Genomic DNA, 23,780 nt, shown 5'->3' on the forward strand with positions numbered 1-23,780 from the left:
ATATACTTAGATATAAATTTTTAAGCAAAAGTATTTATTGAAATTCTTTTATTTTGTTTAGATGTATTTTGAGATGTTAAATCATTTATAGCAGTTTTTTGCTCTCTTATCTTCTTATTTTCCTCATATTGTTTTTTTATTTTATCAGTATCTTTAGATATTTCATTATTCTCATTTTTAATACTACTTGATTGTTTAACGTTTTTATTTATCTTAGTTGATTGTTTATGAAGTTCTGAATCTATAGCATTAGCACGTGCATCACATTCACTTGCTTTGCTTCTCTTCTTTTCTATTATTTTTTGCGCATTATTAAATTTATCTCTTTCGGCATCTAATTTTGCTTCACCTCTTAGAGTATTAGCTGATGATCTAAGTGATGATTTCAAACTAACTGACTTCTTAATATTGTTATATGCATTTGCATTATCTAATATTAAAGAATCACTATTTGCATTATTAGTATTGTTATTAATTGATTGATCAGGTACTTTATTAGTATTGTTATTGGAAATTTTATTAACTTGTTCCATTTGCTTTTGTTGGATTTGTGAATCAATTTGTTCCATTTGCTCTTGTAGTGGTTTAATTAGCTCATCTTTAGCCTTTTGTGACATATTCCCCCCTTTTATCTTCTCAATTTGTTCTACAATTTGTGATTTCTGTTTTTCAAGCGCTTTAACCTCATTATTAACAGCACTATTATTTTGTTGATTTATATTATTGTTCCTTACTCCATTAGAATAAATAGAATTTACCATAATTTCACACCTCCTCTTTAGTATATCGTCTATTAAATTACGAACTTAATAAATAGTAATTTTTTCCTTTAATAATACCACATAATACCTTTTTTAATAATACTACAGCTATTCCATTCATTTAAAAATGTTTTTTTAGGTAGATCATATCAACAAGTTGTACACCACATTCATAAATTGGATGATCATAATTATCTGTAAAGAAATTTTTGATACGATGAGAGATTGTAAATCCACACCTCTCATAAAAGGGAACTGTTAGTGGACTATCGCCGGTACCAACAATCATAGTCTTACACTTGTCCTTGTAATATTTAAAAATGTATTCTATCAGTTGCTTACCATAGCCTTGTCCTTGATATTCTTCGTATGTGGCTATATTTTTTAATTCATAGACACTGTCATGCTCTTGCGTAACAACACAAATAGCTTTCAAATCATTGTCATATAGAGCAAACATCTCTCCGCGTTCTAAGTATCTATCAATCATATCTTCTTGTTCATCTGCTAACAAAAGCAAATCAAGAAATTGTTTTTTTTCAGTCATAATCTGTTTAACTTTCATTAACTCACCACCTAAACTAATATAAACAATCTTAATTATACATTATAAACAAGCAAAAACTTAAACTGGAAACCACCAAAAGCATTAAGCAGTTTTCGAGAACCACCTAATGCTTTATTTTTTTATTTATATTAACTATATTATTTTTCTCATTCATCATTGACAAGATTAAAAGTAAATCGTATAATATATAAACAAATCCTAATTAAATATTATATCATATATTTATATATTTGTCAATAGAATTTTAAAATTTTTAAGGAGGAATTTATAATGAAAAATAATAAACCAAGTACTACAGCTTTAATAACAGCCTATGGAAGGGCCTATCACTCTATAAATGAATCACCAAAAATCTTTGATGATTTTCTTGCAAAACAGCTAATAACAAATGATGAATATGAAACTATTAGTAATATTTTAGCGGGAAGTATAAACTTTTCTGATTCAGACAAAGCAACATTTTGTAAGGATAAAGACTCTGCTTTAAAAGCCGTTATTCAAAATCAAATAGCACCTATTTCATTGTCACGTAGCAGATATACAGAAGATATGTTAAAACTTTCGATTAAACTTGGAGTAAAACAATATGTCATCTTAGGTGCAGGTTTTGATACTTTTGCCTTTCGTAATCCAAATTTATTAAATTATATTGATATTTTTGAATTGGATCATCCTTCTACACAAAATCTTAAATTAGAAAGAATCAAAATGGCTGGATGGGAAATTCCCAAAAATTTGCATTTTATACCTGTTGACTTCTCAAAAAATAATTTTGAAGAAACAATAAAAAATTCAGCTTTTAATGAAACTAAATTAAGTTTTTATAGTTGGCTTGGAGTAACTTACTATTTAAGTAAAGGTGAAATATTAAATACATTAAAAGGTATATCTAATATTTCACCAAATGGCAGCTCTCTTGCCTTTGACTATGCAGATTCTGATATATTTCAACCTAAAAAAACAACAAAACGTGTTCAAACCATGGTACATGCAGCTATTCAAAATGGAGAACCTATGAAAAGTTGCTATTCATGTAGTGAATTAGTTTTAGATTTAGAAAGGACAGGCTTTCAACTTTACGAACATTTGACACCTTTAGAAATTAATAATCGTTATTTTAAAGAAAGAAATGACGATTATCGTGCTTTTGAAAATATAAATTTTGCATTAGCAGTAAAAAAATAACTCACTCATCTCTTTATTATATAAAAATGTTATATAATAGTAATTATATAATTCACTCGTAAAACCAGTTATTATTTTGCTAACTAAATACAATAAAAAATTTACTTTTTAATTCTGTGTAGAAAAGCTTTGAATATACTATAAACAAAGAAAGGAAATGATATACAATGAATCATATATCATGGAATACAACTAAAAGATGCAATCTGTATTGTAAACATTGCTATAGAGAATGTGGCCCCAATGAATTAGATAGTGATGAACTATCCACTAAAGAAGGGAAAACACTTTTAGAAGAAATATATAAGGCTGGTTTTAGAATTATAGTATTCAGTGGTGGAGAGCCACTAATGAGAAACGATATTTTTGAATTAATTGAATATGCATCTTCTCTAGGAATGACTACTCTCATGGGTAGTAATGGTACATTGATAACAAAGGAATGTGCAGAAAAACTAAAAAATTATGGGCTAAAGTCTATTGCTATTAGCATAGATAGTTTAAACCCTATTAAGCATAACAATTTTAGAGGTTCATCGACTGCTTTCCAAAAAGCTTTAGAAGGAGCTCAAAATTGTATAGATGTTGGAATTAATGTTCAAATAAACTGCACTATTACTAAAGAAAATCTAAATGAACTAGATAAAATAATGAACTTTGCTTCTACTTTTGGTGCTTCTTCTTGTCATATGCTTTTTCTTGTACAAGTAGGTAGAGGAAAAAATTTAGGTGAAACATATCTAAATAAAGATGAGTATAAAAAAGCTATTCATACTATAATTGATAAAAACTTAGATATTCGGATTAAACCAACTTGCGCTCCCCAATATAAAGTTGAGTCATTGCTTAAAGGAATTAAGTCATATGGTGGAATAAGAGGATGTATTGCTGGAATAAGTTACTGTTCTATCCTTCCGAATGGTGATATCCATATATGCCCTTACGCTCCAGTTAAGGTAGCTAGTGTTCGTGAAGAATCTTTTGATAGTATATGGCATAATAATGATATTTTTTGTAAACTAAGAGATTTCAAAAATTATAAAGGTAAATGTGGAAACTGTAAATATATAAATATCTGTGGAGGCTGTAGAGCTAGAGCCTTTAATCACTCAGGGGATTGGCTAGATGAAGACCCATATTGTTTATTATAAAGGAGGTTAAAAAACATGAAGTGGAATATGACAATAAAAGATTTGACTACAATAGGTATATGCATTGCTATAGCTGTTGTACTTGGAAAAGTATTGGGGGTGTTACATAGCATACTTCCTCTTTCAAGAGGCATTATAAATGCACCATTCTATAGTTTCCTTATAACAGTTATGATATATAAAATAAGAAAGCCTGGCATAATGACAATGTTTGCTTTAGGTTATGGACTTATAATGATTCGTATATCTATTTTTATGAGTATAGCTATAATAATTGGCGGAATTTTAGCGGATATTGTAAATCTCTTGATTTTAAAAAATTATGATTCCAAGATTAAAATAGCCCTGTGTGCACCAATATATTCAGTAGGTGGTATCATAGGTACATTTTTTGTAGTTACATTCATGGTAAATAGTGCCAGATACCTATTTCAAGGTAACCTTGCACTATTAATAAGCATCATTTCTGTTTATATTGCTGGTTTAATTGGTTCATTTACTGCTATAAAAATAATGCCAGAAAGGTTAAGGGGTGTTAATAATGCATAAGTTAGAAGTTACTATAATAAATAATATACAAGATCCTTTGAAAAGAAAATATACACTTACACATTCTGATGAAACTGGAATAAGATATTTGTTTATAAACAACAAATTTACAGAAGAAAAATGCGATGTTTTAATGGATCAAGTTGTTGGTGAATGGAATTTAGTAAATAACAAATTTATATTCAAGGCCTCTTGTCCACTTAGTTGCGAAGCTAGTAAATATAGTGCAGATGAAAGGTATAAAATATTTAAAAGCCATATAACAAGAGCCCTTAAAGCAATCATTTGTGGAGACAAACCATATATTTTAGCTAATGACTATTTAACAGAATCAAAAATATATGTATTTTACATGTATAGTACAGAAAATTATATAGTTGAAGATTTAGGATTAGTATCTGAATACCTATATTGAACTAGATTTTTATAATCACAACATTTTTGTTTGAATTTTTAATTATATAAATTAATTTCAAATTTAGAAAAGACATGCTTTAAACGATAACTTTAGAAATTAATAACCGCTATTTTAAAGAAAGGAATGACGATTATCGTGCTTTTGAAAACATAAATTTTGCATTAGCGGTAAAACAGTAATACTCAATAGAATTATTATACACAAGCCAAGAATAGAGTTGATGTCCTTGGCTTAATTTACTTGTTTAATTATAATGTTATAATTATGATAATAAAACTTTAAAATTTGGAGGAATACATAGTGAACTGGAAACTAAAAAAATTTACAGATTTAAAACTTGAGGAAATATATAACATTTTACAGTTAAGAAATGAGGTATTTATTGTAGAACAAGAGTGTGCTTTTCAAGATTGTGATGGCAAAGACCAAGATGCATATCACCTATTTCTTGAAGACAATAGCAATGTTGTTGCATGCCTAAGAATCTTAAAAAAAGGTGTTTCATATGATCAAGTATCTATTGGTCGAGTAGTAGTGAGTAAAAACTATCGTGGTAAAAGTATTGCAAGAAAGATGATGTTAAAAGCAATTGATTTTATAAGACAAAACTTAAATGAAACAGAAATTAAAATTCAAGCACAATCATATTTATTCGATTTTTATGGAAGTCTTGGTTTCAAAAAAGTTTCAGAGGAATACTTAGAAGATAACATTCCTCATATAGATATGTTGTATAAAAGGTAATACATAATAATTTGAGTTAATACTATGCTTTTACTTTAGTAAATTCTTGAATTTAGTATATTTTTTTAAACAATTCTATATTTAGTATAAAAAACAAGATTAAATACGGTTACATTTTATTAAAAAATGGTTTCCAGTATCGTATTTTAATCTTGTTTTTTATTATACGATAATTTTTAATATATTTATTGAATTAGTATGAATTATAAATATGCTAATATAACAAATAATAAAGATATAGTATTCAAATACGATATATCTATTATGTAAACTTAACAATCATTTTAGTAAAGGAGCATTTTATGAAAACTTATCTATTTCCAATAAAAGTAGCACTAATATTTTTTCCTCTTTTAGCAGCTGCTCTATGTATTCCTTACGCTGTCTACAATTATAGAAAATATGGTAATATCAATAAATTAAAGACCTTTATTTTTTATACCTTTATATTTTATAGTATTACCGCGTTTTTTATGACAATACTCCCTTTACCACGTGTTGATAAACCTAGATTTTCTAAAGAAAATTATATTCAACTAATTCCATTTAATTTTATAAACGATTTTTTAAGTAAAACTAAAGTTGTCTGGAATAATCCTAAAACCTATTTACATGTTTTTTCAGAACCTGCTTTTATGCAAGCATTTTTTAACGCTATTTTACTATTGCCTTTAGGAATATATCTTAGATATTACTTTAAAAAAACTATAAAACAAACAATAATTATATCTTTCTTAGTTTCACTATTTTTTGAAATTACTCAGTTAACTGGTATATATGGAATTTATAAATATCCATACAGACTATTCGATGTAGATGATCTTATTCTAAATACATTTGGTGGATTAATCGGATATCTCATAGAACCTTTGTTTAGTATCATACTACCTGATATAAATAAACTTAAGATAAAAACTTTTACAACTGACAAATATTCTGCTTATCCTAAACGTATCCTAGCATTTTTTATAGATTGGACGCTGTGCTTTTTATTTTTTGATCCTGAAAATATATTTATATTTGTAATAGTAACTTTTTTATATTTTATATTAATCCCTTACCTAACAAATGGGTTTACTATAGCTAAAAAATTATTAAAAATGAGATTAAGAGGAGAACATGATAAATTAACGTTTATTGAAATTTTCAAACGTTATGGTATATTAATGTATTGCTATTTTATGCCGAATTACATATTAAATTCAGCTCAAAATTACTTACAATCTTTAGAAAAATATGATTTTCTAATAATAGTTTTTATATTACAGATTTTTTTAGTTCTATTTGGTTTTATACATTTATTAAGCCACATAATAAAAAAAGATCCTATACTTCTTCATGACAAAATAAGTGGTGTTAAAAATATAGATATATCTTAAAATAAAGCTACAGTTTAGTAATTTATTGATAAGGAAAAGGAAGCTTACACTAGCTTGTTTACATTCTTTTAAAACAAAGCCTAAAATAAAGAAGAGATTTTCTAATGGTAATTTTTATTGTAGGAAATCTCTTTTGTTTATCTTACAAAAATGTAAGCACAATGTAAGATGAATGAATGGAACCGTATATGACTTTATGATATATTAATTACATCAATCGACTATTGGAGGTTCTTATGATGCAAAATAGTTTATTTTTAATTAGTATAGGTATTTTATTTATTGGTTTTCTTTTTTTAGGAATGAGTGGTTTTAGCTTTAAATGGAGGGCTTTTACAAATAAACCTGCTTGGAATGGAAATACTCTACCATTTCTAGTTATAGGATCTATATTTTCTGTAACAGGCTTAATATTGGTATATGTATTTTACCCATTTAAGTAAAACTTAAATAATTATAAAATTACATAGCTAAGTGCTATTTTAATAAATGAGAAGATTGTATAATTAGAATTTTAAAATTTACATGAAACTATATAATTTTGTCATTATGCAATTTTCTAAAATAATAAATTAATAATCAACTAAAAAAGGAGTATATAATATGAAAAAAATTATTGGATTTATAGTAGCTTTATTAATAATAGGGGGAGGATTTTTTGCCCTTAGAACTAATAAAATAACAACCTTTGGTTCTACCAAATATTATGTTAAAACCACAGATCAGTATACAACTGAACATGTAGTAGATTTTGATAGATATCGTTACAAAATAAATGGCTATGACAAAAATGGAAATGAAAAACTCTTAGAGGTTACTACTAATAAGGTTCTTAAAGTAGATAGATACCTAAAAGTATATGTAAAAGATAATGTAGTAAAAAGTTATGAAGAAGTACAAAAAGATGATCTACCTGAAAAAGTAAAAGAAATATATAAGATAAAATAAAGAAAGAATTCTCCAATTTACTTATTTGTATTATTGGAGATTTTTTATTATTTTCATAAATTTTATAATATAATAGTTATCGTTTCTCTATCTAAATATACTGTTTATACAATAATAGCCTATTAATTCTATCACTTTGTAAGTTATAGAATTAATAGGCTATTATATTTTAATAAATATTATGTATAAAACCTCCAATATCTACTTTATATGTATTATAATATAAATAACTTTAATTTAGCACACACTCATTAATATAAGTAAATTTAATTATATAGCAGAGAGGAGATAACTTATGACAGAAAAAGAAAAAATGTTAAATGGAAAACCATATAAATCATTTGGTGAAGAGCTATTTAAAGAACGTCAGTATGCAAAAGATTTGATATTTGAATTCAACTCTTTACATCCTAGTAAAATAGAAAAACGAAATGAAATCATAAAAAAATTATTTGGTAGTACTAGAGATGATTTTTTTATAGAACCACCATTTAGATGTGACTATGGTTACAATATTTCCATTGGGGAAAATTTTTATACCAATTACAATTGCACCATATTAGATTGTGCTAAAGTTACAATTGGTGACAATGTTATGTTCGCACCAAACGTAAGTCTTTTTACTGCAGGCCACCCTATTCATTTTGAACCACGTAATGAAGGAATTGAATATGCTTTTCCAATTACTATAGGCAATAACGTATGGCTAGGTGGTGGCGTTATAGTAAATCCAGGTATTACTATTGGAGATAATGTAGTAATTGGTTCTGGTAGTGTTATAACAAAAGATATCCCTTCTAATTCAATAGCTGTAGGTAATCCTTGTAAAGTAATAAGCAAAATTACTGATGAAGATAAACAATACTACTTTAAAAATTTTAAAATTGAATAATTAGTACAAAAGAACCTGTGCAAGAATAAGGCACAAGTTCTTTATTATTACTTTAATTTTGTTATTAAGATATTTGTCAAACTACAATATACAACAATAACTTAAATAATTATTTTAAGAAAATATATAAAAGTTATAATTATTTTTCTAGTGAATTTAATTGCTTACAAAGATTTAAATACCATCCTTGAACATTAGCAAAACGTCCTATTATATCTTCATGATCCATATTCATAAGTGTAGGCATTGCATTCCACTTACCTTTTTCAGGAGTACCATCATAATCAATAATAACATCATTTGACCCTAATTTAGGTCCATTTTCGCTTATAGAATTTACATAGCCATCATTTGGCCACCAACTTTTATCTATAACAGGTTTCCCTGCTTCATTACGAGTATATTTGCCCATTGTAAAAGCATTTGGGTAAAACATCTTATTCATTACTCCTGGTTGTGGGATATGATGTCCAGTAAGAATTGCTTCTTTTGTTGCACAAACTGTCCAAGAGAAATAATAAACATCTGGTTGAGCTTTTACCCATTTATTAAGTTCTTCTGATCCATATGTTGTTAAATCATATGATGAAATATCTTTTGTATGTGTCCATATATCACTATTTAAAACACGTGATACATATTTTAAATTAGATTCATTTTTTTTCTTTTGTAATCCCCATTGATCTAATTTAAAATCAAATATAGATTTTGTAAGTGAGCTACTACCTGTTGTTGATGCTAATACTCCAAAGGCAGAACTTGCAAAATCAACCATAGGATTTCCATCAGCAGCTGTTGTTCCATTATTTGGTGTTGCAATAGTTGTTACACTGTGAATCCAGTGTTTTCCTCCTTTAAATAATGGCGAAAGATTATTTTGTGCATAATCTCTTTCTTCTTTACAACCTTCACTTAATAACTGTGTAAGCGTACGAATAGTTTGTCCACCCATACTATGTCCAACTAAGTGAATTTTATTAGTATCACTTATTTTTTTATATAACCCTGGATACATTCTACCATATCGTGCATGTCCATATTTTTCTGCATGAGCTGCACCATAATCTACTCTTCCACCTACTATATAGGCATAGAGTTCACAAGCTCTATCCCAATTACTAGATACAGGGCCTACTGTTGCTGTATAAACTTCGTATCCTGCATCACGCATCTTTTCTTGAAGGTCATTAGTACCTCCCCAATACTTAAATCCTGCTACTTCATCTCTTCCCCAACCCATAAATCCATGAACTAGCACTATTGGATAATTATTAGATTCTAAAGTTGCATGTAAATTAGATGATTTTAATGTCTTTATAGTATCTGATGATTTTGATAAAACTGGTGAATTTTTTGTAATATCAGCAGCATTAGCCCTTATCGGAAAAGTGGTTATAATCATAGCTACTGCTAATAATGGAATTCCTAATAATTTAGTTAAATATTTTTTCATCTCCACACCCCTATATAATATTTTTGACATAATAATTCTTATTTGAGAAAATTGCATATTTTTAGCCATTGAATGCTTAGTAAGAAGAGTTAAATCAGCATCAAAGATGTGATTGTAATTTAAAATAACATTCAAATGCAAATAATTTGCGTTCAGAAGGCATATGTAAAACTAAAACAATTGCTCTTTTAATATTATAGTATCTAGCTGTACTATGAACTTTTAATAAAAATCGATAAATCTTATCCCTAATTTTAGATAATGGTACAATTTTCTCATTTATTAAATACATTAAAAATTAAAATATAGTTATTCTGATAAAATCTCTTTAACACTTTAAAATTTAAATCTCTTTTATTATCAATAAATTTTGAATTCCCCCCCTTTTTATAAAGTATTAACTATTTAATATGATAAATTTTAACATTAATAAAACATCTTTAAGACTTAGTTAAACGTTTACTTATCAGCATACTTATTTCTCATATGTTTATAAATTATTAACTGTTTAATATGATAAACTTTAACATTAATAAAACGTCGTTAAATCTCAGTTAAACGTTTACTTATAAGCACACTTATCTCACCATGTTTATTAATTGTTTGATTTATCAATTATCAATAGAATAGTTAACTTAATTTTTTTAGAATAATTATATTTAATTTTTAAATATATTTTAATCGGTGATTAATTTAATTCAAAATTTATATATTATAAATTACATATAAAAACTTAAAATTTATTTAATTATATTCCTATTTTTCTTAATTTTCAATATTTTTTGTATATTTTTTAAAACGTGGATATTTTTCCATGTATAATACAACTTTCAAGGCTTTAACAGTTTTAGATATATAACTTGCCTTACCATTACATCCACGACTTATGGTGACAAAAATAAATTCACTAAGGTTCTTTCGCTAAGGAGTTGTTAAATATAGAATATATTTTTCAATATTTAACTTACTAGTTAACATTTTATAAATAAATTATATATGTATGTAATTAATTGTGATATTTTATAAGCTAATATATAATTTATAATGTAAAAATATTAATCGAAAATTTTTGTTGGAAAGGATAAATTTATATGACTAAAAACGTTTTATGGTATATAGAAAAACAATTGGATCGAACTATAGCTAATCTAAGAAAACGTAATATAGCAGGCTTTTTTGTCAAAGATACTAATGATTTAATAAAACTCTTGAAAGAACTTATAGATGAAAAATCTATAGTAGGTGTAGGGGATTCTATGACACTTTTTGAAACAGGAGTTATAGATTTTCTTCGTGAAGGGAATTATACTTTTTTAGATAAGTATAAAAATGGTATCACAAGTGAAGAAAAAAAACAAATTTACATACAGAACTTCTCTTGTGATACTTTTATGTGTAGTACAAATGCATTAACTGAAAATGGAGAACTTTATAATATTGATGGTAATGGAAGTAGAGTTGCCCCTATGATATATGGTCCTAAACAAGTTATCTTAGTAGCTGGAATAAATAAGATTGTTAAAGATATAGAAGAGGCAGAAAAAAGAGTTCGAAATTATTCTGCTCCAATCGATGCAAAAAGATTAGGTAAAAATACCCCATGTACTACTTTAGGCTATTGTATCGACTGCCAAAGCCCCAATAGAATATGTAATGACTTTACAATTATTAAAGGACAGTTTGTTAAAGACAGAATCAAAGTAATAATTGTAGGAAAACAGCTAGGTTATTAATTTTTTATTTTGTAATATTTTTAAAGCATAATACTTAACTATCTTATAATATAAATATTTTGTTTATTTTATATTGAATTTTAAAAGCAACTAACAGCATAATTAAACAAAAGGAATTAATAAGTTTATATCATAACCTATTAATTCCTTAAATCACTATCTGCTAAACAATTTTATCATTAATTTTGATATATAATATCCTATAGCTGCACCTAAAAATAATGTTATATATATTCTTAGTCTGTTTCCTGTATAAACATCTCCGAATATCACTGAGACCACTATACCACACCATATTGCTACTCCTAAATTAAATATCTTTTCAGCTGGTTTAAATATTATTAATTGATTTATTTTCTCTACCTTAAGCCTATTATATATTATAACTGATAAAAGACTAAATACCATTATTAAGAATATCATCACTAAAATTTTAACACCGAAACTCTCATATCCATATTTATAATTAGAATATGTCCATTCTCCATTTTTGAAAACTTTATCCATTGGTATGTTTTGGTAATTAGCTATATCATATATATTTAAGTTAGGATAGAAATTTGTTAATTTCCAAAGCTTAGGATATATGCTATATCTTAATGTTGATTCTACTAACTCTAACAAATATTTTACTAATACATATGGAGTGATAAGAATTATTGGTGCTGTTATAGTTGCTATCAAGTATTGTCCTACTATAGTTTGAATAAAAACTAAAAATATAAAAAATAACAAACACATTAGTAGATTTATGAAATAAAATTTAGGTATATCTGAATAATTGCTTCCTATATATGCTTTATTTTTAATATAAAACAAAGTCATTATTATAAAGTTAACTAAGAATGGTATAATTATTGATAAAAAACCTACTTTAATTTTAGATAATATCATTTCTTTTCTTTTAAACGGCATGGAGTATAATAACTCAAAGGTAGAATTTTGCTTTTCCCCTTTAAATAATAGTACTGTAAGCAATGCTACTAAAATTAAACTAATCATATATCCATCTTTATTATGTCCTATCAAATATCCATTAAACCACATTTTATTAGGTACAAATTTTTCGTCTATAGCCATACGATATTTTTGCAAACTAATTAAAGTAAAGGCTTCCATTGTTTTAAAGTAAAATAAATTTATAGTCATAATAATACTAATCCACTTACTAGTTCTCCAATCTTTATAAAATAAAGCATTATTATATAGCTTTTTCATCTTCTTTTCCTCCTTCTATGGAGTATATAAACATATCTTCTAAGCTTAAATCTATTTCTTCTATAAACGTTGCTTCTAAATTTAGTAGTTTTTCTTGTAATTCTTCTGAATAATTATTTGTTATTAAATAGTTTATTCTCCCGATTTTCTCAACTGCAATTATTTCACACCAATTTTTTATTTCTTCTGCCTTATTTTCATCTTTAAATAACACTTGCAGCTTTTTTATATGTTCTTTCATATCATCTATCTTATTTATATATTTTATTTCGCCTTTTTCCATAATAGCTACTGAATCACATATTCTCTCTAAGTCATCTAAATTATGACTAGCCATAAATATTGTCATTTCTCTTTGTGATACTTCTTCTACTAAAATATTCATTAATTTTCTTTTTATTATAGGATCTAATCCTGAAGTAGGTTCATCTAATATTAGTATTTCTGGATATATACTTAAATTTAACATTAATGAAACTCTCATCTTCATACCCTTCGAAAGTTCTCTTCCCCTCTTGTTTTCTGGTATCTTAAATATTTTATTAAGTTCTTTAAATCTTTCATAGGAAAATCTATCATAAGTTAGGCTATAAAATTTCTCAAGTTCTTTTACTTTAAATGATGAATAATACTGTGTTTCAGCTGCTACATAACCTATTTTTTGCTTCACTTCAGGATTTTCAAAAATAGATTGTCCATCCACTGTTATTTCTCCTTCATCTTGTTTGTATATACCTAACATACATTTTATAAGTGTAGTTTTTCCTACCCCGTTTTCTCCTATAACACCAAATATACTACCTTTTTCTATGTCTATATTGATATTATTTAAAATTTTTTTATTTCCTAATGTTTTTGAAACATTATTTATAGTTATCACATAAATCACCTCTTCCCATCTAAATCTTCATAAATCTCATCTATTAATTTTATAAAATTTTCTTTGTCTACTCCCATATACTGTGCTTCTATCAAGAGTTGCTTTAATTCCTTCTTTAAAAAGTTCATCTTTTCCTCATCCTTTCTAGGGCTAAAATCTGATATATAAGTTCCCTTCCCCCTTAAAACTTCTATAACTCTTGCTCTTTCCAATTCTTTATATGCTTTACTAACTGTATTAGGATTTGTAGTTAGCATCACTGCTAATTCCCTTACAGATGGCAATTTATCTCCAGGTTTTAATATTCCTCTTATAACATTTTCTTTTATTCCATCTATTATTTGCTCATATATTGGCTTGCTACTTCTACTATCTATATTTATCATTTTTTCACCACCTTTTTTAGAATTTTTAGTAAAAATACTTTTCTTTGATTGATATAAATATAGTTTTTGGTTTTATGTAAAAATGTTTACTAATACTTTTTAACTTTAATATTGTGTCTAGCGTTACTAATACTAAGTACTCAATAGATTAGAGATAAATATCACCGCATTCTTAGATAAAAACAAAATGTGTATCATGTGTATTATGTGTACTACAATAAATAGTACACATATAATATACTAAAATTACCACCTTATGTCAATACAATTATTTCAATATTTTGTATTTAGCTCATAGTTTTTCTCATAATGGATTTTTATTTCACTATGTTTCTAAAAAAGAATTTTTTAATATTAACTAATAAAACTTTTATACATCACTATAATTTAAAATTGATATAATGTTAGACCCTACAATATATTATACAAATGCTCTTTTTTTATGTATAATACATAATGAAGATAAAAACACAGTTTCGGTTGGTAGTCCGAACCTATCTATTTTTATAGATAGCAGTAACCTTCCCTCCTGGGGTCGTCCGTTCTTAATTTACATTTTTACAAAACAGGAGGAAACAAATATGTATGTAAGTGTTAAATTAACTGTATTTTTTGAAAAGCCATTTTGGGTAGGTGTTTTCGAACGATATGAAGATGATCTTTTATCTGTTTGTAAAGTAGTTTTTGGTTCAGAGCCAAAGGATTATGAGGTATATGAATTTTTATTAAAAGAATATTATTGTCTAAACTTCAGTAATCCTATACTCAATGAGGAATCTAAAAAAACAAAATTAAATCCTAAAAAACTTCAAAGAAATATAAAAAAAGAGACTCAGAATAAGAAAATTGGAACCAAATCACAACTAGCTATGAAACTACAACAGGAAACAAATAAAACAGAGAGAAAAAAGAAATCAAAAGAACAAAAATACCAAGAAAAAGAAAAACAATTTGAACTAAAACAACAAAAGAAAAAACAAAAACATAGAGGTCATTAATGGATTTTTTATAAATAGCTAAAATAATTTTAAACGTAAGTCTATTTATTTACAACAATTATGAACTCGAACAATAAAAATAAGGAGGATAACCTCCTTATTTTTATAATGACAGCTTTAAAGATTTATATAAGACAACAAATCAGTCATAAATTTACTTATTTGTTGTTTTATTAATAATTTTGATTATATATTAAATCATAGTTACTCTAAATTTAATTTGCTAGCAGCTTCCTTATCTACAATAACGACAACATCTCTGTGTAATTGAAGAATAGATGCTGGCATATTAGGATTGATTTTTCCATTTATAGTTTCAAAAATAGCGTTAGCCTTCGAATTGCCACAAGCCAACAAAATTATTTTTTTTGAATGCATTATAGTCTTAATTCCCATACTAATAGCTTTTGTCGGAACTTCTTCTTTTGAATTAAAGAATCTTGAATTAGACTCTATAGTCTTTTCGTCTAAATTAACTAAATGAGTTTCTGATTCAAAACTTATATCGGGCTCATTAAACCCAATGTGTCCATTAACTCCAATACCAAGAACTTGTAAATCAATTCCACCAACTTCTACTATTCTTTTATCATAATTTTTACACTCTGATTCTATATTATCAACCATTCCATTAGGAATATTTATATTATTTTCATCAATATTTACATGATTAAATAAGTGATTCATCATATAATAATAATAACTTTGTGGGTTTTCTTTACTTAAACCATAGTATTCATCTAAATTAAAAGTTTTAACCTTAGAAAAATCTACTTCTTCGTTTTTATAAAGACTTATAATTTCCTCATACATTCCTACAGGAGTATCTCCAGTTGCCAATCCAAGAACACTATTTGGTTTTAAAATAACTTGACTTGCAACCATATTTGCTGCTTTCTTACTCATTTCTTCGTAATTATCTACTACTATAATTCTCATTAAAATACACCTCATCTAAATTAAATTTTCTTTTAACTAAATTAATAACAGATTATGTCTAGTAATCTAAATTAACATTGTCTATTTTTCATAAATAATATTTCCTTCAACAATTGTCATATTAATGTCAATATTGTCGTCGAAAATAACAATATCAGCATCTTTTCCTTTATCAAGACTTCCTTTTTTGTCATATATATTTATGTCTTTAGCTGGATTAATTGTTACCATAGATACAATTTCATACAAAGGAGCATTTATATTATCTTTCATATTTTTAATAGCATTATTTAAAGTTAAAATACTTCCTGCTAAAGTGTTATCTTCTAATCTAGCAGATCCATTCTTTACAATAACTTTATAACCACCTAGTTCCCATATGCCATCTTTCATACATCCTGCTCTCATAGAATCTGTAATCAGTATAACTTTATCTATACCCTTACCATTAACAAGAAGATTGATAGCACCTTTATGAACATGAATATTATCAGCTATAAGCTCACAAGATATATCGGTATTTAAAATAGCCCCTATTATTCCTGGTTTTCTATGATTTAAAGGAGTCATAGCATTGAAAGTATGAGTAGCACGACTTACTCCATTCTCTATAGCTTCTATAGCCTGTTCATATGTGGCATCTGAATGACCTATAGACAAAACTATATTTGTATTTTCCTTAACATCCTTTAAAAACTTAAAATCTTCATCTCTTTCTGGTGCAAAAGTAATAATTTTAATTACCTCTTCATATCCCTTAATAAAATCAAGGCTTGGCTTTATCATAAATTCTTCGTTTTGAGCACCTTTATATTTGGGATTGATAAAAGGTCCTTCTAAATGTGCGCCCAAAACCTTAGCTCCACCTAAATCCATATTCATAGCTTGTTTTATAACATCCAAAGCGGTATATATATTTTTTTTATCCATAGTCATGGTAGTTGGTAAAAATGATGTTACTCCTTTTTTTGCTATAGTATTACTTATAACCTTTATAGCATCTAATTCTCCATCCATAGTATCCTTTCCACCTGAACCATGTATGTGAAGATCTATAAACCCTGGTGAAACATACAATCCCTTAGCATCAATCACTTGATCGGCTTTATTTAAATTAGCGTCATCTACATCCAATATATCAACTATTTTTTTATCAAAAAATAAAATTTTATTTTCTAAAATTTTATTTTCTACTATAATCTTTCCATTAATTATAGCTTTCATATTTAATCCCCCCGTATTAAAATTAACCTTTTAAAGTCTCATAAACTCTACCACCATGTAATTTTAGTTTTTCTTGTGCTTCCTTAGTTGAAATTCCTATTTTAATCATAACTATAGCAGTTTTTGGATCATAGTTACATTCCATAAGAGTTCTTTCAACTTCTTCTAAGCTCTTATCAGTTGCTAACATAACTATTTCTCTAACCCTTTCTTTTAATTTGTTATTTATAGGTTTCACATTAACCATAAGGTTAGAATAAGTTTTTCCAAGCTTAATCATAGTAGTAGTACTTAACATATTCAAAATCATTTTTTGTGCAGTTCCTGCTTTCATTCTTGTAGATCCCATTATAACCTCCGGGCCAACATCTACAGCTATAGTTAGATCACATATATTTTTAAGACTTCCTTTTTTACTACACATAATACCTATAGTTCTACAACCCAACTCTTTTGCATATCTTATAGCACTATTTACATAAGGAGTATTACCACTTGCACTTATTCCAATTAAAACATCCTTATTGGTTATTTTTCTTATCTTTAGGTCCTCTATAGCCAATTCCTCATTATCTTCAGTATGTTCAAGCCATCCACTTATAGCTGCATCTCCACCTGATATAATACCTTGTACTAAAGAATCATCAACACCAAAAGTTGGTGGACACTCTGAAGCATCTATGACTCCAAGCTTTCCACTGGTTCCACTACCGATGTAGAACATTTTTCCACCTTCTCTTAATACATTAAAAATAATATTAACAGCAATAGCTATATTTTTTTCTTCTTCTTTTATAGCCTTTGATACTTTTTCATCTTCTTCATTTATTTTTCTTATTATCTCTAATGTAGTTAAACTATCTAAATCCATAGTATTTATATTTCTTCCACTCATAAGTTACCTTCTTTCCTTAAGATTAATATAATTCATCTTTAATAGAGATTAATCCTCTACTTTAAAATTATCTCGTATTTATATATATCACTTCTATAAATTGCTTTTGTGTGTTCTATAGGAACTCCATCTTTCATGTAAGTAGTTCTTCTAAACATCAACGCTAAAGCATTTTCATTTTGATTTAAAAGTTTAGATTCATATTCATTTAACATTATAGGTTCTATAGTTTGCTTAGCCTTTTCAGGAAAATAATTATACTTATTTTTAAAAGTTTCATACAATGATTTGCCTTCTATAGTTTCTCTATCCATATCTTCACATAAATTATGTGGTATCCATACAGTTTCTATAGCCACCGGCTCATCTTCACTCATTCTAAGTCTACTAATCTCGATAACTTCATTATCAACATCAATCATATTTAAAATGGATTTTATTCTCTTCGTGGCTTGTTTTATTTTAAAAGATAAAATTTTAGTTTCTGTCTTTACTCCCTTATCTTTCATTTCTTCAGTAAAGCTCTTTAGACCTGCTATTTCTTTATTTTCCTTGGGTTTAGCAACAAAAGTCCCCTTTCCTTGCTCTCTATACAATAATCCTTCATTGACTAAAGCCATTATTGCCTTATTTACTGTCATTCTACTGACACCTTGAATTTCACAAAGTTCTCTTTCTGTAGGAACAGCATCTCCAGGCTTTAATTCTTCATTTTCTATCATCTCTTGTAATATTTCTTTAATTTGATAATGGAGAGGTATCGGACTTTTTTTTGAAACAGTTTTCATCATATCACTAATCCCTTCTTGATTTATATAAAACCTATATCTTTAGTTTTTGTATTTTTAATATAAAAATTTTGTTTTATTTTTGCATTTAAATGGGAATTTTATTAGAATGTAGCTTTATTTGCAAAAGCTTAAACTTAATAATAAATATAACTTTCACTTCTATTCTTGACAATATTATATCATTATGTTGTTATGTTGTATATACCAATTTTTCTTGAAAAATACTCTGATTGATTTTATACTATATTATAAAGAGATTTTTAAACGTTAACAAAACTATAATATTTTATCGTTTTTAAATTAAAAAAATCGTATATTTTGGAGGAATTTCAATGAATAACTTACAAACAGATTGCTATCATGTTATAAAAGTATTTAATAATAATGTTTTATTAGTACATCAAAACGGAGAAGAAAAGATTCTGTTTAGTAAAGGAATTGGTTTTGGAAAACATCAAGGAGACATGCTTCCTACTGACACAAAAGCTGATAAAGTATTTACTATGCAAAACCAAAATAACTTTAATAGCTTTAAAAATTTAATTTCAAGTGTGGACAGTAATATTATTGGTTTATGTGAAGAAGTAATTTCCATGATTTCTGATGAGTTAAAAGAACCATTAAATGAAAAAATACATGTATCTTTAACTGATCATATATCTTATACTATAAAACGCCTTATGGAGAATAACATTATAGAAAATCCATTTTTAGTAGAAACAGAAACTCTATATAAGAGAGAATTTTCTATAGCAAAAAAAGCAGTAATGATGTTAGAAGAAAGACTTAATATAATGATTCCTGATGAAGAGGTGGGCTTTATAACTCTACACATCCATTCTGCAAGAAATGAAGGGAAACTATCTAATACAATAAAATATGCTTTTCTATCAAATACAATTATAGAATTTCTTGAAGATGAACTTAATATAGAAATAGACAAACAATCTTTAGATTATGCTAGATTTTTAACCCATATAAGATTTGCTATAGAAAGAATTTTAAACAATAATCCAATAAAAAATGACCTTATAGCTGCTATCAAAAAACAATATAAAGTTTCGTATAATTTAGCTGAAAGAGTAAGTGAAATAATAGAAAATGAGCTTTTCTTAAACGTTGTTGAAGACGAAACAGCCTACATTGCTATCCACATAGAAAAATTTAGAAATGCTCCTAAGAAAAATTAAATTTCTAATAAATTTTTTGGACTTTTTAAACAGTTAATTATTGATATACTTAATACTAATGATATATTACAAATTATTTATTCTGGTATAATTTTAAAATATAAATTTAACGATAAAAACTCCTCTTATAATAATAGGCGTAATATAACCATCTCTACAAATGGTTATATTACGCCTTCTTAATAAAATTCTATTTATATACTAAAAACAACCTTTCAAATTAAGGTTTCTTAATTTATTCTGTGCCTAAGCATTTCATATGGAGTAAAAACTCCACCTGATACCAAAATACTATTTATTTAAGCGTATACGTAAGTAAAGTGTCTTCCCCACTCTTAGCATTAAAACCTGTTTTATATTCAATGATTTTAACATCTTCAGGATTTGTTATTAAAACAGGAGTAATCAAAGAATATCCTTGAGATTTTATAAATTCTTCATCAATCTTAATAATAGGATCCCCTACTTTAACTTTATCTCCTTGTTCTGCTACTCTTTCGAATCCCTCACCTTGCAATTTAACAGTATCAATACCGATATGGACTAAAAGTTCAGTTCCATCGTCTAGGGTAATAGCAAAAGCGTGATTAGTTTTGAATATTAAAGTCAATATTCCATCTGCTGGAGCCAAAATAGCATTACCTTCACATTCTATAGCAACACCATCTCCTGCCAATTTAGTTGCAAATACTTTATCTGGTACTTCTGATAAATCTAATACTTTTCCTGCTACTGGAGCAACAATCTTATTTTCCTTGTTATTTTCCTTTTTAAAAAAACCAAACATTTTCAAACCTCCTAAGTATAAATAGTAGCTAATTTAAGTGCCATTTATATTTTTATAAAAACAAATAAAAAAAAGGCACAAGTTATAACTAACTTATGCCTGATTTAACAGTTACACGTTTAATACTTCTATTAGTATATAATTTAAATTAGCTCATGTCAATAATTAATATTTGTATATTTTTCAAAAATTAATAAAATTTTAAAAATACATTGACATTTGTATTTTAATCGATTACAATTAACTCATCGGCGTGCAACCAACGTTGGGCAAAAGCTGAAAAGGTTACTTATACCTTTTCGGCTTTTTTTATTGCACTTTTTTAACTAAATCCATATTAATGAGTATATTTATTTTTAAGAAATGCACTTTTGTTATAAATTCAAAAAATTTTTTATCAACTTCTATTCTTTTTGCACTACTTTTACTTAATAATAAATAGAAATTAATGCTAAAGGTGCATTTTCGTAAAAAATATCTATACAATTTAAATGGAAAAAATATCATCAAATATGTACAGGAGGTATGAACATGTCAAATAATAGTAATGTATCATCAAAATTTCAAGGACTAGGCAAAATGATTTTGGCTCCTATAGCTGTATTACTAATAGCTGCCTTACTTTTTATATTAGGCAAGCCTAATACTTTGGCTTCAAATGGTATTCCTTGGATATCTGCCGCAAGTTCTGCTGTTTTTGAGAACTTATCACTTATAATAGCTATAGCTATTTCTATAGGAATAGCAGAAGAAAACAATGGTGTTGCTGGATTATCTGCTACTGTTGGACACTTGGTAATTACAAAGGTTGCTTTAAGTTTTAATGAAAAAATTAATATGTTTATTTTACCTGGTATAATTGTAGGAATATTAGCCGGATTACTTTACAATAAGTATAAAGCTATTAAAGTTCCAGATTTTCTAGGTTTCTTTGGTGGAAAACGTTTTGTCCCAATTATAACTTCTTTAATCTGTTTGATTTTGGGTATTTTATTTGGATTTATATGGCCACCAATTCAAAATCTTGTAATGAATTTTGGTAATATGGCTGCATCCGTAAGTACTATTGGAGTATTTTTCTAAAAATATATATAAGTTAAATTGAAATATGTTATTAAATGTATTTAGGAGGTATAAACATGGCAAGTAACAGTAAAATTTTATCAAAACTTCAGAAGTTAGGAAAATCACTCATGACTCCTATAGCTGTATTGCCCGCAGCTGGCTTACTTCTTAGATTAGGACAGCCTGATGTTTGGGCTTGGCTTGGTACTTTACCAAAGGGTATTCCTTGGATGTCTTCAGCAGGTAGTGCTGTTTTTGATAACTTAGCAATTATATTCGCTATAGGTATTGCTGTAGGACTATCAGAAAAAAACAATGGTATCGCTGCATTATCTGCTACCATTGGTCACTTGATATTAGTAAAAGTTGCTGTAAGCTTTAATGATACAATCAATATGGGAGTTCTGTCTGGTATAATTGTGGGTATATTAACCGGATTATTATATAATAAATATAAAGATGTTAAAGTTCCAGATTATTTAAAAATCTTTGGAGATGAACGATTTGTCCCACTTATAACTTCTTTAATGTGTTTAGTTTTAGGTGTTTTATTTGGATTTATATGGCCACCAATCCAAGATGTTATAAACAACTTTGGTAACATGGTTGCAGCAGCAGGTGCTATTGGCGCATTTTTCTTTGCTTTATTTAACCGATTATTAATTCCATTTGGATTACATCATGTTCTAAATACAATATTTTGGTTTCAATTTGGTACATTTAAAAATCCAGCAGGTAAAGTTGTTAATGGTGATATATCTAGATTTTTCGCTGGAGACCCTACTGCCGGTACTTATATGACTGGATTCTTTGTAATAATGATGTTTGCACTTCCAGCAGCATGTTTAGCTATGATTAGCGCTGCTAGAAAAGAAAATAAAAAGGCCGTTTCAGGAATGTTATTAGGATTAGCTTTTACGTCATTCCTTACAGGTATTACTGAGCCAATAGAATTTTCATTTATGTTTATCGCACCTGTACTTTATGCATTCCATGCTTTGTTTACTGGTATAGCTCTAGCTGTCACTTCAATCTTAGGAATAAAATGTGGTTTTACTTTTTCCGCAGGTTTTATAGATTATGGACTTAACTTTGGTATATCAACTAAACCAATACTTATAATTCCATTAGGTTTAATATTTGCAGTAATCTATTATTTCTTATTCTTATTCTTTATAAAAAAATTCAACTTACCTACACCAGGAAGAGAATTAGATTCAGAGATTAATTCAAATATTAATTCACATACTAATGCTTCAACTTCTAAAAAAAGCGGAAGTTCTAAATTAGAAACTAAAGCTAAGGGTATACTTGAAGCTATAGGTAATTCAGAAAATATTCAATTTATAGATGCATGTGTAACTAGAATAAGACTTACTGTTTTTGATGGCAATAAAATAGATGAAACTAAGCTTAAACAGTTAGGTGCTAATGGAGTTATGAAACTTGACGATAAAAACTTCCAAATAGTAGTTGGTACCTCAGCTGATCCTTTAGTATCTCAAATGAAATCATTGATGAAACAATAAAATTTAAAATAAAATTCTAAAAACACCGTGCTAAAGCTTCGGAAATAATTTTTTCGAAGCTTTAGTACTTTAATACTTTATCGTATATTAAAAAACT

The 23,780-nt window shown here is 27.0% G+C and carries 25 protein-coding genes; 14 read left to right on the plus strand and 11 right to left on the minus strand.

Going from position 1 to position 23,780, the window contains the following annotated elements; all coding sequences use genetic code 11:
• Nucleotides 1-20: 20 nt before the first annotated feature.
• Entirely contained in the window at nt 21-761 is a 741-nt protein-coding gene (locus OW729_RS14370; protein WP_268062240.1) for a FlxA-like family protein, read from the minus strand.
• Nucleotides 762-882: 121 nt separating this feature from the next.
• Nucleotides 883-1,326, minus strand: coding sequence for a GNAT family N-acetyltransferase (locus OW729_RS14375; protein ID WP_268062241.1), 444 nt, complete (start codon nt 1,324-1,326; stop codon nt 883-885).
• Between the two features lie 273 nt (nt 1,327-1,599).
• Between OW729_RS14375 and OW729_RS14380 the strand changes: the two genes are divergently transcribed.
• The 9 genes from OW729_RS14380 (at nt 1,600) to OW729_RS14420 (ending at nt 8,595) form a co-directional block, all read left to right on the plus strand.
• Complete coding sequence (locus tag OW729_RS14380; RefSeq protein WP_268062242.1) at nt 1,600-2,514, plus strand: class I SAM-dependent methyltransferase; 915 nt, start codon at nt 1,600-1,602, stop codon at nt 2,512-2,514.
• 167 nt (nt 2,515-2,681) lie between these two features.
• The gene (locus OW729_RS14385; RefSeq protein ID WP_268062243.1) at nt 2,682-3,665 is read left to right on the plus strand and encodes a radical SAM/SPASM domain-containing protein; all 984 of its coding nucleotides are present in this window, start codon (nt 2,682-2,684) and stop codon (nt 3,663-3,665) included.
• Nucleotides 3,666-3,680: 15 nt separating this feature from the next.
• On the plus strand, nt 3,681-4,214 hold the full coding sequence (locus OW729_RS14390) for an MptD family putative ECF transporter S component (RefSeq protein ID WP_268062244.1): 534 nt from the start codon (nt 3,681-3,683) through the stop codon (nt 4,212-4,214).
• On the plus strand, nt 4,207-4,629 hold the full coding sequence (locus OW729_RS14395) for a staygreen family protein (RefSeq protein ID WP_268062245.1): 423 nt from the start codon (nt 4,207-4,209) through the stop codon (nt 4,627-4,629). Before OW729_RS14390 ends, OW729_RS14395 begins: the two co-directional genes overlap by 8 nt.
• 303 nt (nt 4,630-4,932) lie before the next feature.
• Nucleotides 4,933-5,376 (plus strand): GNAT family N-acetyltransferase, encoded by a 444-nt coding sequence (locus tag OW729_RS14400; RefSeq protein WP_268062246.1) that lies wholly within the window; start codon nt 4,933-4,935, stop codon nt 5,374-5,376.
• Between the two features lie 302 nt (nt 5,377-5,678).
• Nucleotides 5,679-6,755: a VanZ family protein gene (locus OW729_RS14405; protein ID WP_268062247.1), complete on the plus strand. Its 1,077-nt coding sequence runs from the start codon at nt 5,679-5,681 to the stop codon at nt 6,753-6,755.
• Between the two features lie 239 nt (nt 6,756-6,994).
• Nucleotides 6,995-7,198 carry a hypothetical protein gene (locus OW729_RS14410; protein WP_326498382.1) on the plus strand — a complete coding sequence of 68 codons (204 nt, stop codon included), beginning with the start codon at nt 6,995-6,997 and terminating at the stop codon, nt 7,196-7,198.
• A gap of 160 nt (nt 7,199-7,358) precedes the next feature.
• Nucleotides 7,359-7,703: a YxeA family protein gene (locus OW729_RS14415; RefSeq protein WP_268062249.1), complete on the plus strand. Its 345-nt coding sequence runs from the start codon at nt 7,359-7,361 to the stop codon at nt 7,701-7,703.
• A gap of 295 nt (nt 7,704-7,998) precedes the next feature.
• Nucleotides 7,999-8,595 (plus strand): sugar O-acetyltransferase, encoded by a 597-nt coding sequence (locus OW729_RS14420; RefSeq protein WP_268062250.1) that lies wholly within the window; start codon nt 7,999-8,001, stop codon nt 8,593-8,595.
• 139 nt (nt 8,596-8,734) lie between these two features.
• On the opposite strand, the gene OW729_RS14425 is transcribed toward OW729_RS14420, so the two are convergent.
• Nucleotides 8,735-10,048 (minus strand): esterase/lipase family protein, encoded by a 1,314-nt coding sequence (locus OW729_RS14425; RefSeq protein WP_268062251.1) that lies wholly within the window; start codon nt 10,046-10,048, stop codon nt 8,735-8,737.
• A gap of 1,091 nt (nt 10,049-11,139) precedes the next feature.
• Here OW729_RS14425 and OW729_RS14430 point away from each other — a divergent pair.
• A complete protein-coding gene (locus tag OW729_RS14430) occupies nt 11,140-11,781 on the plus strand; it encodes a lactate utilization protein (protein ID WP_268062252.1) in 642 nt (213 codons plus the stop codon).
• Nucleotides 11,782-11,937: 156 nt separating this feature from the next.
• Here the strand turns inward: OW729_RS14430 and OW729_RS14435 are convergent, their stop codons facing one another.
• The 3 genes from OW729_RS14435 to OW729_RS14445 are packed head-to-tail and all read right to left on the minus strand — an operon-like array spanning nt 11,938 to nt 14,265.
• Entirely contained in the window at nt 11,938-12,999 is a 1,062-nt protein-coding gene (locus OW729_RS14435; RefSeq protein WP_268062253.1) for an ABC transporter permease, read from the minus strand.
• Nucleotides 12,983-13,879, minus strand: coding sequence for an ABC transporter ATP-binding protein (locus OW729_RS14440; RefSeq protein WP_268062254.1), 897 nt, complete (start codon nt 13,877-13,879; stop codon nt 12,983-12,985). Before OW729_RS14440 ends, OW729_RS14435 begins: the two co-directional genes overlap by 17 nt.
• 5 nt (nt 13,880-13,884) lie before the next feature.
• On the minus strand, nt 13,885-14,265 hold the full coding sequence (locus OW729_RS14445) for a GntR family transcriptional regulator (protein ID WP_268062255.1): 381 nt from the start codon (nt 14,263-14,265) through the stop codon (nt 13,885-13,887).
• 581 nt (nt 14,266-14,846) lie between these two features.
• Between OW729_RS14445 and OW729_RS14450 the strand changes: the two genes are divergently transcribed.
• Nucleotides 14,847-15,263, plus strand: coding sequence for a YjdF family protein (locus tag OW729_RS14450; protein WP_268062256.1), 417 nt, complete (start codon nt 14,847-14,849; stop codon nt 15,261-15,263).
• Nucleotides 15,264-15,467: 204 nt separating this feature from the next.
• On the opposite strand, the gene nagB is transcribed toward OW729_RS14450, so the two are convergent.
• From nagB to OW729_RS14470, 4 genes are all read right to left on the minus strand, one after another.
• A complete protein-coding gene (nagB, locus tag OW729_RS14455) occupies nt 15,468-16,202 on the minus strand; it encodes a glucosamine-6-phosphate deaminase (protein ID WP_268062257.1) in 735 nt (244 codons plus the stop codon).
• Nucleotides 16,203-16,283: 81 nt separating this feature from the next.
• Complete coding sequence (gene nagA, locus OW729_RS14460) at nt 16,284-17,426, minus strand: N-acetylglucosamine-6-phosphate deacetylase (RefSeq protein WP_268062258.1); 1,143 nt, start codon at nt 17,424-17,426, stop codon at nt 16,284-16,286.
• Nucleotides 17,427-17,448: 22 nt separating this feature from the next.
• Nucleotides 17,449-18,321: an N-acetylmuramic acid 6-phosphate etherase gene (gene murQ / locus OW729_RS14465; protein WP_268062259.1), complete on the minus strand. Its 873-nt coding sequence runs from the start codon at nt 18,319-18,321 to the stop codon at nt 17,449-17,451.
• 56 nt (nt 18,322-18,377) lie between these two features.
• Nucleotides 18,378-19,112 carry a GntR family transcriptional regulator gene (locus OW729_RS14470; protein ID WP_268062260.1) on the minus strand — a complete coding sequence of 245 codons (735 nt, stop codon included), beginning with the start codon at nt 19,110-19,112 and terminating at the stop codon, nt 18,378-18,380.
• A 332-nt stretch (nt 19,113-19,444) separates the two neighbouring features.
• Between OW729_RS14470 and glcT the strand changes: the two genes are divergently transcribed.
• Nucleotides 19,445-20,302 (plus strand): glucose PTS transporter transcription antiterminator GlcT, encoded by an 858-nt coding sequence (glcT, locus tag OW729_RS14475; RefSeq protein ID WP_268062261.1) that lies wholly within the window; start codon nt 19,445-19,447, stop codon nt 20,300-20,302.
• 295 nt (nt 20,303-20,597) lie between these two features.
• On the opposite strand, the gene OW729_RS14480 is transcribed toward glcT, so the two are convergent.
• Nucleotides 20,598-21,089, minus strand: a complete 492-nt coding sequence (locus OW729_RS14480) for a PTS sugar transporter subunit IIA (protein ID WP_268062262.1) — start codon at nt 21,087-21,089, stop codon at nt 20,598-20,600.
• Nucleotides 21,090-21,620: 531 nt separating this feature from the next.
• On the opposite strand from OW729_RS14480, the gene OW729_RS14485 reads away from it, so the two are divergent.
• Both OW729_RS14485 and OW729_RS14490 read left to right on the plus strand, forming a co-directional pair.
• Nucleotides 21,621-22,172, plus strand: coding sequence for a PTS transporter subunit EIIC (locus tag OW729_RS14485; RefSeq protein ID WP_268062263.1), 552 nt, complete (start codon nt 21,621-21,623; stop codon nt 22,170-22,172).
• A gap of 56 nt (nt 22,173-22,228) precedes the next feature.
• A complete protein-coding gene (locus tag OW729_RS14490; protein ID WP_268062264.1) occupies nt 22,229-23,683 on the plus strand; it encodes a PTS transporter subunit EIIC in 1,455 nt (484 codons plus the stop codon).
• The last annotated feature ends 97 nt before the right edge of the window (nt 23,684-23,780 follow it).

Source organism: Clostridium brassicae (assembly GCF_026738875.1).
GTDB lineage: Bacteria > Bacillota > Clostridia > Clostridiales > Clostridiaceae > Clostridium_H > Clostridium_H brassicae.

Bases quoted from the DNA above. Each gene is read 5' to 3' on its own strand.
- OW729_RS14370 (WP_268062240.1), bottom strand. From the start codon at position 761: ATGGTAAATTCTATTTATTCTAATGGAGTAAGGAACAATAATATAAAT.
- OW729_RS14375 (WP_268062241.1), bottom strand. From the start codon at position 1,326: ATGAAAGTTAAACAGATTATGACTGAAAAAAAACAATTTCTTGATTTG.
- OW729_RS14380 (WP_268062242.1), top strand. From the start codon at position 1,600: ATGAAAAATAATAAACCAAGTACTACAGCTTTAATAACAGCCTATGGA.
- OW729_RS14385 (WP_268062243.1), top strand. From the start codon at position 2,682: ATGAATCATATATCATGGAATACAACTAAAAGATGCAATCTGTATTGT.
- OW729_RS14390 (WP_268062244.1), top strand. From the start codon at position 3,681: ATGAAGTGGAATATGACAATAAAAGATTTGACTACAATAGGTATATGC.
- OW729_RS14395 (WP_268062245.1), top strand. From the start codon at position 4,207: ATGCATAAGTTAGAAGTTACTATAATAAATAATATACAAGATCCTTTG.
- OW729_RS14405 (WP_268062247.1), top strand. From the start codon at position 5,679: ATGAAAACTTATCTATTTCCAATAAAAGTAGCACTAATATTTTTTCCT.
- OW729_RS14410 (WP_326498382.1), top strand. From the start codon at position 6,995: ATGCAAAATAGTTTATTTTTAATTAGTATAGGTATTTTATTTATTGGT.
- OW729_RS14415 (WP_268062249.1), top strand. From the start codon at position 7,359: ATGAAAAAAATTATTGGATTTATAGTAGCTTTATTAATAATAGGGGGA.
- OW729_RS14420 (WP_268062250.1), top strand. From the start codon at position 7,999: ATGACAGAAAAAGAAAAAATGTTAAATGGAAAACCATATAAATCATTT.
- OW729_RS14425 (WP_268062251.1), bottom strand. From the start codon at position 10,048: ATGAAAAAATATTTAACTAAATTATTAGGAATTCCATTATTAGCAGTA.
- OW729_RS14430 (WP_268062252.1), top strand. From the start codon at position 11,140: ATGACTAAAAACGTTTTATGGTATATAGAAAAACAATTGGATCGAACT.
- OW729_RS14435 (WP_268062253.1), bottom strand. From the start codon at position 12,999: ATGAAAAAGCTATATAATAATGCTTTATTTTATAAAGATTGGAGAACT.
- OW729_RS14445 (WP_268062255.1), bottom strand. From the start codon at position 14,265: ATGATAAATATAGATAGTAGAAGTAGCAAGCCAATATATGAGCAAATA.
- OW729_RS14450 (WP_268062256.1), top strand. From the start codon at position 14,847: ATGTATGTAAGTGTTAAATTAACTGTATTTTTTGAAAAGCCATTTTGG.
- nagB (WP_268062257.1), bottom strand. From the start codon at position 16,202: ATGAGAATTATAGTAGTAGATAATTACGAAGAAATGAGTAAGAAAGCA.
- nagA (WP_268062258.1), bottom strand. From the start codon at position 17,426: ATGAAAGCTATAATTAATGGAAAGATTATAGTAGAAAATAAAATTTTA.
- murQ (WP_268062259.1), bottom strand. From the start codon at position 18,321: ATGAGTGGAAGAAATATAAATACTATGGATTTAGATAGTTTAACTACA.
- OW729_RS14470 (WP_268062260.1), bottom strand. From the start codon at position 19,112: ATGATGAAAACTGTTTCAAAAAAAAGTCCGATACCTCTCCATTATCAA.
- glcT (WP_268062261.1), top strand. From the start codon at position 19,445: ATGAATAACTTACAAACAGATTGCTATCATGTTATAAAAGTATTTAAT.
- OW729_RS14480 (WP_268062262.1), bottom strand. From the start codon at position 21,089: ATGTTTGGTTTTTTTAAAAAGGAAAATAACAAGGAAAATAAGATTGTT.
- OW729_RS14485 (WP_268062263.1), top strand. From the start codon at position 21,621: ATGTCAAATAATAGTAATGTATCATCAAAATTTCAAGGACTAGGCAAA.
- OW729_RS14490 (WP_268062264.1), top strand. From the start codon at position 22,229: ATGGCAAGTAACAGTAAAATTTTATCAAAACTTCAGAAGTTAGGAAAA.